The following is a 9094-nucleotide window of genomic DNA, read 5'->3' as shown; positions in this document are numbered from 1 at the left end:
GTTTGCTCTTTTCAGGAATAAAGCGGGAGGGTTAGGTTGCAGATTTCTTGTTTGCTTTGATCTTTGTTAAGTTTAAAGTTAGTTTAATCATATAATCTACTCTTTCTCGAATCCCGTTCATTAACGTAACAGCGATTCTTTCTTTAAAAATTTAATTTTCTTCTTCATAATTCATTATTTTAAATTCATAATTAAGGTTGCTGTTCATTTGTAACAACATAATCTTTGAAACATGGTTCGATGTATGAAAGGGTAATTAACAATAATTTAATGTTGCTCAAGATTCAATAAAAAGTTGGCTCGGTTTACTCTCACTACCCTCACTTTTAAAATAGCTTATTGATAATTAGAATATTAAGTGTGGGTGAGAGTAAAAATCCGACGTGAGAGTAAGCCGCTTACTCTCACGCCGGATTTTTACATTTCTACATCATAACTTCTTCTGTTATACCGTAATACCCCACGTTTGGCGCATATATCGGTTGGTTCTGTAATCCGATGTTTTTTAGCTTTCCTTCCCCGCGTAAGCGGCGGATATGCCCCATTGCGGTCGATTTCATCATGCCACATACCCTTTGGAAGTCACTTCTTGTCATCATGTGGTGCTGACTGAAGTAGATGGTTAGCCGGTTGTCTATTTCTTCATCCGATAATTTGTTGGAGTGTCCGTTGTGTTTTATATTCTTTAGTTTCACATTTCCGATTTCACTTCTCAGTTCCTGATCCGCCCGGAATTTGATGCCTTTCAGCCTTACTTTCGTATTCTTCCGTTTTGTATCTTCCTTTATTTCTTCCGTGCAGGTCAGGGTAGGGTGGAAGTAACCGATACCATCCAGATGTACCTGCCTGCCTTCCGCCAGTTCTTCACCCATTGCATGAGACAGGGCGTCGAGCACGGCCGATACATCAGTTTCCGTCAGTGAACAACGTTCCTGGATTTTGCGTCGCAACCTGTCGGTTCCTGTTTTTCCGTTCAGTGTGATGCGTGCATGCAGTTTTGTTTCTTCTTGTGGCTGGTTGGGAGCCACCGGGTTTTCGTACCATTCAAATAAGATTGCCATAGTTGCTTGTTTTAATTATAAGGTATTAATTTGTTTTACATTAGGGACTATTCTGTTTCCTCCTAAGGAACATCCCTTTTACCCTTAGGAACGATTGGGTATTAACCTTGGTCAACAGGCTTGTCAACGTTGGTTGCTCGGCTTGTTGACCTCCATTGCACGGCCTGTTGACCAAGGTTAACACCCAATAGGACTTACTACAAAGATACAAAATAAGCAGGGCTAAGTCAAGTGATTCCCTGTTTATTTCTCAATTATTATTGAAGCTTTTACTGCAAAATGTATGAGCTGAACTTTTTTGAAATAAATGCAGAATAATATGCTTAAATACTTGACTTTCGCTTTTTGGAGCAGTATCTTTGTAACTCTTTAAAGGAATTATACTATATAAATAAAATTCAAAACAGATAATGATATGAAAATCACTTCAATAAGACATGACAAAGATGCAGGCAGAGAGATGATGACCGTTTATGATGCCGACGTGCTGATGGAGAAGATGAAAACGGAAACCAGAGACGGGTATGTGACGGGGTTACGGACTGTCATCCCTCAGTTGGAAGGTACTGAATCCGCATTCTCTCATATTGACAAACTTCCACGTGTCTATCCTGCCGTGGAGTGCGCCCGGACTAAAGACGGAGGGCGAAGAATGAAACGATACAATGGTCTGGTTCAGCTTGAAGTGAAGAAGCTGGCTGGACTGGCGGAGGCTGAACTGGTGAAACGTCAGGCGATGCTGCTTCCTCAGACGTTTGCCGCTTTTTGCGGTTCCAGCGGAAGGAGTGTGAAAATATGGGTGTATTTCGCCTTACCGGATGGAAACTTGCCGAAGCGTGAACAGGAATCCGCATTGTTTCATGCCCATGCCTATCGTCTGGCGGTGAGTTGCTATCAGCCGTTGTTCCCGTTTCCTATTACCTTGAAAGAGCCTTCACTGATGCAAAGTTGCCGGATGACGCTCGATGAACATCCCGGATACAATCCTCATGCGGTACCTTTCTGTTTGGAGCAGCCATTCTCCATGCCCGGCGAACAGACCTTCCGGCAACGGCAGTTGGCTGAGAAAAATCCGTTGCTGAGGCTGGAACCGGGCTTTGAAACATCGCAGACCTTCACCATGCTTTTTGAAACCGCCCTCGATAAGGCGCTCCGGGATATGGAGAACTGGCGACGGGGAAATAATCTCCAACCGTTGCTTGTCCGCCTTGCGGAGTATTGCTACAAGGCGGGCATACCGGAAGAGGAAGTTGTGAGGCAGACGATTATTCATTATTATGCACAGGCGGAGCAGCAAACGGTACGTGCTATGGTTCATAATATTTACCAAGAGTCTAAGGGCTTTGGCTCTAAAACTATTTTGACTCCGGAGCAGGATACCGCTCTGCGCCTGGAAGAGTTTATGGAACGGCGCTATGAGTTTCGTTATAACACGGTGTTGAACGATCTGGAATACCGTCAGCGGAATTCCATTCATTTCTATTTCAGACCGGTGGATCGGAGGGTACGCAATACGGTGGCGATTAATGCCCTGAAAGAGGGGATTCGTGCCTGGGACCGTGACGTGGAGCGTTATCTGACATCAGAGTATGTGTCTTTGTACAATCCTGTTGAAGAATACCTTTGCAGCGTGGGGCGCTGGGACGGAAAAGACCGCATCCGGGCGCTTGCCAATCTTGTGCCATGCAATAATCCGCATTGGCGGGAGTTGTTTTATCGCTGGTTTCTCAGTATGGTGGCTCACTGGCGTGGGCTCGACCGCCAACATGGAAACAGTACGTCGCCATTGCTGGTTGGGGCACAGGGGTATCGTAAATCTACCTATTGTCGCATTATTTTGCCTCCTGAACTGCGTTTCGGATATACGGATAGTCTTGATTTTAAGAGCAAACAGGATGCGGAGCGTTATCTGGGGCGTTTTCTGCTGGTGAACCTGGATGAGTTTGATCAGATTAGTTCCAACCAGCAGGGGTTTCTGAAACATCTTTTGCAGAAACCTGTGGCAAATTTGCGGAAACCTTACGGTTCTACCATTCAGGAAGTGCGCCGTTATGCCTCGTTTATCGGTACCAGTAATCAGATGGACCTGCTTACCGATCCCAGCGGCAGCCGCCGTTTTATCTGTATCGAAGTGACTGCACCTATTGATACGAATGTCACCATCAACTACAAGCAATTGTATGCTCAGGCCATGGATGCCATTTATAAAGGTGAGCGCTACTGGTTGAATGATGAGGACGAAGCTATCCTGAAAGAGACCAACCGGGATTTTGAACAGGTCAGTCCGCTCGAACAGCTTTTCCACTGTTATTTCCGGGTGACGGAAGAAGAACGGGAAGGGGAATGGCTGACCGCAATGGAGATATTCAATTATCTACAGCAGAAAACCCGCGATAAACTGTCGGTCAGCAAAATAGGGCACTTCGGCCGTTCGCTGAAGAAATTGGATATCCCTTGCAAGAAGACGAATAGGGGGACGGTGTATCATTTGGTGAGACTTGGATAGACTATTCTGCAGATAATCCTCCCAGCACCAATGCTACATTACCTATTAAAGAACGGTGCAATTGGAAAGGTGGATAATCAGTATGGTCGGAGACAAGCGTCAGATGCTCTTCGTCTTTTCCCGGATGTATTCGTTTTATGAGTGCTCCCTGCGGGGTAAGCAGCAGATAGATTTTGTTCCATTGGAAGAAAAGCCCTTCGTTGGAAAGGCATTTGCAGGCTATGATATCACCACCTTTATATTGTGGAGCCATACTGTTGTCTTTTACCGGAATCAGAAAGTCCGCCTCATTGAATAGAGGTAGGGAGAAATATTCCGTGGCTTGAGAGAATGTTCCCTTTTTACCGGTAAATAGCGTCGGTAATGTTTGGTAGGAAATTAGGGGAATCCCTTTTTTTTCTGTTACCGGAGGCGGAAGTGTTATCTTCGAACCGGAACGCACCATATTGCCTTGTCCGGTAAGCAACCAATCCGGGTTGATCTCTTGATATATTCTTAGAATATTTTCTAATTTATCGGTGCCGATAGCCCCATTGTTTTTCAGGGAACGTCCAAAAGAAGCATTTGACATTCCGATACTTTTCTCAAAAGCGGAGATAGAAATACCCTTTAAATCAATATATTCTTTGATCCGCTGTAATATCATAGAACAACCCTCCTAAATAAAATTATGCAATAAGTAGGAAATTTTCTCCGATTTTATTTGTTTTGTATTAGATAATTTCCTATAATTGCGAAACCTAAGAAATACAAACAGCCGTAAATATACAAAAATAGCCAACTAAACAGAAAGCGAAAGAAACTATAACGTGACAATAAATGAATTTTTAAAAACTTAAAAGCTAATTTATGGAAAACGAGAATGCGGATTATGTTCATGGAAGTGACCTCTTAGTAGGCATTTTAGTAGAGGATGTTTTTAACCCTCTGGGACACAGTAAGACGTGTACGATTACTAACACGGCTGAGACAAAAGACCGTGCGGTGAAACCGACATTGGAAGAGAAAGCAAAGGCTGCCGCTGCCGGTAAATGGAAAGAGAAATCCGTGAGTGGATTGAGCGTAAGTATCAGTTCCGAAGGATTTGTTTTTTACGGTGATGGCATGGGCTATGACAAACTGTTGGAGATGTGGGAAAGCGGGAATCCTGTTCCTGTGAAGTATGCGCTTCGTGGAGAAGAAGACACGAAGTATCGTCAGGGCAATTTCATTATTACTTCGTTGGAAGAGGTGTCTGCGGCAGATGATGATGCTACTTACAGCATCTCGCTGGAGAATAGCGGGCCTGTGGAAGTTAAAGTGGTTACACCCAAAGCATGAGTATGAACAAAGTAATACTGTATGGTAAGGAATATCCTAATCGGGTGACGATGGGTGCCATGATTGACTTTAAGCGTGAGACGGGTAAGGATGTAAATGAAATCGGCGCGGATATGGAACTGTTGACGATGTTTATGTTTTGCTGTGTTCGTTCTGCTTGTCGTGCTGATGAGGTGACGTTTGATCTTGGCTTTGAACGTTTTGCCGATGGTATTGACCTGAGCGAGTTCAATCGGTTTCAGGAGAGTATGGTAACCGGGGGTGAGGATGGCTCAAAAAAAAGGGGCAGGAGAGGAAGCTGTAGGCATTGAGGAATTACTGGGTTTGGCAATGGGGTGTATTGGGATGAATTTAGACGATTTTCGCCGATGCACCCCTGCTGAGTTTTCGGTTATTTATCGTTTTTGGCTGCAACATGATGAACGAAATGTACAGAATGATTGGGAGCAGACACGCTTTTTGGCTTGCTGTATGTTACAACCTTATAGTAAAAAGAAATTGAGTCCGACGGATGTTTGCAGATTCTCGTGGGAGAGGAAACGGGAACAAGAAGCTAAGAAAGAAGTTAGTACAAAAGAAAGGTTCGAAGAGATAGCAAAGAAATGGGGGTAAAGAAGGGATGTTATTTACTTTTCTTTATCATTTGAGGAGTTGTTCTCATCCACTGAATTTGTATCTTTTTCGCGAAGGTGTTGTAATTCTTTACGATTCATGAGAGCTTCTTCTTTGTATTTAGCCCACTTTTCTTCTTCTTTGCGGCGATTTTCTTTTGCTTTTTCTGCTTTAATTTGAGCTAGTTTCTCTTGTGTTTGCTTTAATTTTTCTTCCGCTTGTAGTCGCTCTTCGTGACTTTTTTGTGCAGATTCTTTTAATTTCTGTTCAAATTTGCTTGGTTGGGGTGATTTCTTTTGGGAATTGTAGTGACTTGGTATGTGACCGAATACGCCAAAGATAACCATTCCTGCAAGAATGAAATATAGTGATATAAAAAATAGTCCCATACTCTTATTTTATTAATTAAGTTAGATTGCAAATATATGGAAAAGATGACATACGATATAGTTTTTAACTTGAAAAATGATCTTTCTGAAGCGGATAAACATACTTATTTGTTATTTAAAGAATTGTGCTTATCTCCATTTAATGAGTCTACATCTTTTTTATGTAATTCCCGAATTTCTGTTTCGAGTTGTTCTATTTTTTCTTGCATTTTGGCTTGCTCCTGCATGATTCTCTGCGCCTCATTATCTTTAGAACTCGTATTCTTTGCTATTTTATGTATATTGCCATAAAAGCTAGCAGATGCGATAATACCAAGGATCATCATTATTAGTAATATATAAGGTCCCATTTTTATGAAGTATTTAATTTCGATTACAAATATATGGAAAAAGTAACATATGACATAGTTTTTAACTTGAAAAATAACCCTTCTAGTGCTCTTCGAGAAATGAGTAAGATATTACTTGATATACAGAAGAATATTCAAGGTATGTCAGTCTTTTTGTCTGTTCAAAAAATGGTAATGAAGAGACTATGGGATATGATGAAAAAAGGATGGTTGAAAATTTATTTATTTTTAGCTTGTTTTTCTTCTTTCTTGCGACGCTTTTCCTCTTCCTTTTGGCGTTCTCTTTCTGCTTTCTCACGTGCAATCTTTTCACGAAGTTGCTGTAACTCTTCACGTTGTATGCGAACTTCTTCTTTAGTTTTCTGTACAGAAGCTTTCAATTTTTGTTCAAACTTGCTGAGTTGTGGAGGCTCTTTTTTAGAAGTATCATTTTTAGATAGCATTCCACCTATACTCCATGCTCCTATAGCACCGAGTATGAGACAAATTAGTATAATATAAGGCCCCATATGTTTAATCTTTAATAATCATGTTACAAAGATATGGAAAAAATAACATATGATATAGTATTTAGTTTGAAAAATACCCCTTCAGGAATTCTTCGAAAAATGTGTAATATATTGCTTGATATACAGAAGAATATTCAAGGTATGTCAGTTCTTTTATCTGTTCAAAAAATGGTAGTGAAAAGAGTATGGGATATGATGAAAAAAGGATGGTTGAATATTTATTTATGTTTTGCTTGTCTCTCTTCTTTTTTGCGACGCTTTTCTTCTTTTTGTTGTTCTCTTTCAGCTTTCTCACGTGCAAGTTTTTCACGAAGTTGCTGTAATTCTTCACGTTGTATGCGAACTTCTTCTTCAAGTTCATTTATTTTTTCTTGCTCCTGTTTGTCTTTTTTTGAATTATTTTTATTGGAAATTTTGTCTATATCCTTGATGAATCCCCCTGCTCCTATAAAACCAAGAATCATAAATGTTAATAATATAATGTATGTTCCCATAATTTGATTATATATTTAATTAATGCACAAAAGTATGGAAAAAAAATCATATGATATAATATTTAATTTGAAAAATAATCCTTCAGTATCTCTCCGTGAAATCAATAAATTATTGGTTGATATAAGAAAGAATACTCAAGAAATGGCAACTGATGTATCTCGACAAATTAGTGCAGTACAATCCCCTGTAGACGACCTTAGAACTAAATGGCTAGGTCTTGCAGGAGGTATGGGAGCAAGTTTGGCTCTTTTATCAGAAAATGCATCAGGAATAATATTAATGAGAAAAGGTTTAAAAACTTTACTGACTTCTGTTAATTCTACGGCTACTGGCGCTAAGATTTTAAATGGTATTATTGCCGCCAGTCCTTGGATTATTGCTGCTACTGCCGCTACCGCTTTGGCTGTCGGTATATATAAACTATGTTCAGAAAGTGATGATGCAGCTAAAGCCCAAGGGCGTTTAAATGGCATAATGGCTACTTTGAATAAAGAAGTTGCTACAGAGCGCCTCACCTTGGATAATCTCTTTACTCCTTTGGATAAAGCTCGCGAAGGCACTGAAGAATGGCAGAAGGCAAAGGATAACATTGTAGCCAAATATGGTGGTTATCTTGATAAGATGGGCATTGAAATAACCAATGCGGATACAGCGAGAAAAGCGTACGATAAATTGAGTGAAGCAATAATCAATTCTGCTCGTGCCCGTGCTATGGAGTCAGCAACAGCAGGTGCTGCAGATGTTTATACGGGAAAGGAAGCTGAAACAATAAAAAATATAAGGGAACGCCTTTATGGAAATATAGGTTTCGGAGATGGAAAAATATCATCGCAGGAGGCTGGAAAGGCTATGGGGCAAATAATGCTTGCAGTACGTAGTGGGAAGAATATTCCTAAAGAAGCGAGAGATATCTTATCTAAGTTGGAAACTGTTTGGACAGATCCTGAAGGTTTTGCGCATCGGGATAATTTTGTCGCGAACTATATTTATCAGAGTATTTCTGATATTCGTAAAGCTAAAGAAAATTATGAAAAAGAACTAGCCACTGCAAAAGTTATGTTTGGTGGAGGGCAAGATCTATTGTCTACATCGAACGCAGAAACAAATACAAATGATACAACGAATGGGACTGTAACGATTGAACCTCGTGTAGAATTAGAATCTGCCGAAGGAAGTTTATCCGCTTTGGAAGCAAAACTTTCGGAACTTAAAGAGAAACAACAGAAAGCACCTCTTGAAGAAATCATTACTTTTTCAGTAGATATTGCTAAGTTAGAATCAGATATAGCCAATGCTAAATCTATCATAGATAAGACTAATTTTCAGGCAGCATATCCGGTGAGGCCAGCGAATTTAGATGCAACTTCTGTTGGAGGAATAGCTACCGCCAGTTCTTTAGAACTTGGCATCAAAGATGGAGGTTTGAAAGATATGAAACTCGAGCCGATGAATTTTGATATTCAAGATCCCTTAACCGGTATGGAGAGATGGAATGAGGCTGTGGGATTGGCAAGAGAAAAGAATCGGGAACTGACGGATAATATGGGAGCAATGGGGAATGCTATGGGAAATGTTGGTAACCTGATAGGCGGAGCAGCGGGTGAATGGTTGCAATGGGGAGCCAATGCAGTACAGGCAATAGGACAAGCTATCCCGCAGATTATGGCATTATTAGGTGTTCAATCTACGCAAGCTACGGCTAACACTGTTGTTGCTGGAACAGGGGCGGCTGCCAGTGTGTCGAGTATTCCTATTGTGGGGCCTATATTGGCTATTGCGGCTGTAGCGAGTGTATTGGCTGCTTTGGCCAATCTGCCTAAGTTTGCTTATGGCGGTATAGCCTATGGCCCCA

At 40.9% G+C, this 9094-nt stretch carries 10 protein-coding genes and 1 pseudogene; 5 read left to right on the top strand and 6 right to left on the bottom strand.

Annotation, left to right across the window (positions count from 1 at the left end):
- Positions 1-425: 425 nt before the first annotated feature.
- Positions 426-1061, bottom strand: a complete 636-nt coding sequence (locus BACCELL_RS02105) for an HU family DNA-binding protein (protein ID WP_007209855.1) — start codon at positions 1059-1061, stop codon at positions 426-428.
- 415 nt (positions 1062-1476) lie between these two features.
- Here BACCELL_RS02105 and BACCELL_RS02100 point away from each other — a divergent pair, with 415 nt between their 5' ends.
- A complete protein-coding gene (locus tag BACCELL_RS02100) occupies positions 1477-3567 on the top strand; it encodes a BT4734/BF3469 family protein (RefSeq protein WP_007209854.1) in 2091 nt (696 codons plus the stop codon).
- Between the two features lies 1 nt (position 3568).
- Here BACCELL_RS02100 and BACCELL_RS02095 read toward each other — a convergent pair whose 3' ends face one another.
- Complete coding sequence (locus BACCELL_RS02095) at positions 3569-4213, bottom strand: XRE family transcriptional regulator (protein WP_007209853.1); 645 nt, start codon at positions 4211-4213, stop codon at positions 3569-3571.
- A 203-nt stretch (positions 4214-4416) separates the two neighbouring features.
- Here BACCELL_RS02095 and BACCELL_RS02090 point away from each other — a divergent pair, with 203 nt between their 5' ends.
- The 3 genes from BACCELL_RS02090 to BACCELL_RS02080 are packed head-to-tail and all read left to right on the top strand — an operon-like array spanning position 4417 to position 5499.
- A complete protein-coding gene (locus BACCELL_RS02090; RefSeq protein WP_007209852.1) occupies positions 4417-4887 on the top strand; it encodes a phage tail tube protein in 471 nt (156 codons plus the stop codon).
- Between the two features lie 2 nt (positions 4888-4889).
- Entirely contained in the window at positions 4890-5198 is a 309-nt protein-coding gene (locus BACCELL_RS02085) for a hypothetical protein (RefSeq protein ID WP_044153174.1), read from the top strand.
- A complete protein-coding gene (locus tag BACCELL_RS02080) occupies positions 5155-5499 on the top strand; it encodes a hypothetical protein (RefSeq protein ID WP_007209850.1) in 345 nt (114 codons plus the stop codon). Before BACCELL_RS02085 ends, BACCELL_RS02080 begins: the two co-directional genes overlap by 44 nt.
- A 14-nt stretch (positions 5500-5513) precedes the next feature.
- On the opposite strand, the gene BACCELL_RS02075 is transcribed toward BACCELL_RS02080, so the two are convergent.
- The 4 genes from BACCELL_RS02075 to BACCELL_RS02060 all read right to left on the bottom strand — a co-directional run bounded on the left by BACCELL_RS02075 (position 5514) and on the right by BACCELL_RS02060 (position 7241).
- Positions 5514-5888 (bottom strand): hypothetical protein, encoded by a 375-nt coding sequence (locus tag BACCELL_RS02075; RefSeq protein WP_007209849.1) that lies wholly within the window; start codon positions 5886-5888, stop codon positions 5514-5516.
- Positions 5889-5992: 104 nt separating this feature from the next.
- Complete coding sequence (locus BACCELL_RS02070) at positions 5993-6238, bottom strand: hypothetical protein (protein WP_007209848.1); 246 nt, start codon at positions 6236-6238, stop codon at positions 5993-5995.
- Positions 6239-6456: 218 nt separating this feature from the next.
- On the bottom strand, positions 6457-6747 hold the full coding sequence (locus BACCELL_RS02065) for a hypothetical protein (RefSeq protein ID WP_007209847.1): 291 nt from the start codon (positions 6745-6747) through the stop codon (positions 6457-6459).
- 218 nt (positions 6748-6965) lie between these two features.
- Positions 6966-7241, bottom strand: a complete 276-nt coding sequence (locus BACCELL_RS02060) for a hypothetical protein (protein WP_044153172.1) — start codon at positions 7239-7241, stop codon at positions 6966-6968.
- 34 nt (positions 7242-7275) lie between these two features.
- Here BACCELL_RS02060 and BACCELL_RS26750 point away from each other — a divergent pair.
- Positions 7276-9094: pseudogene (locus BACCELL_RS26750) on the top strand (hypothetical protein); the annotation flags it as partial.

Origin of the sequence: Bacteroides cellulosilyticus DSM 14838 (assembly GCF_000158035.1) — a bacterium.
GTDB classification, from domain to species: Bacteria; Bacteroidota; Bacteroidia; order Bacteroidales; family Bacteroidaceae; genus Bacteroides; species Bacteroides cellulosilyticus.
Note: the sequence above shows the minus strand (reverse complement) of the source record. Positions and strands in the feature narration are given on the sequence as shown.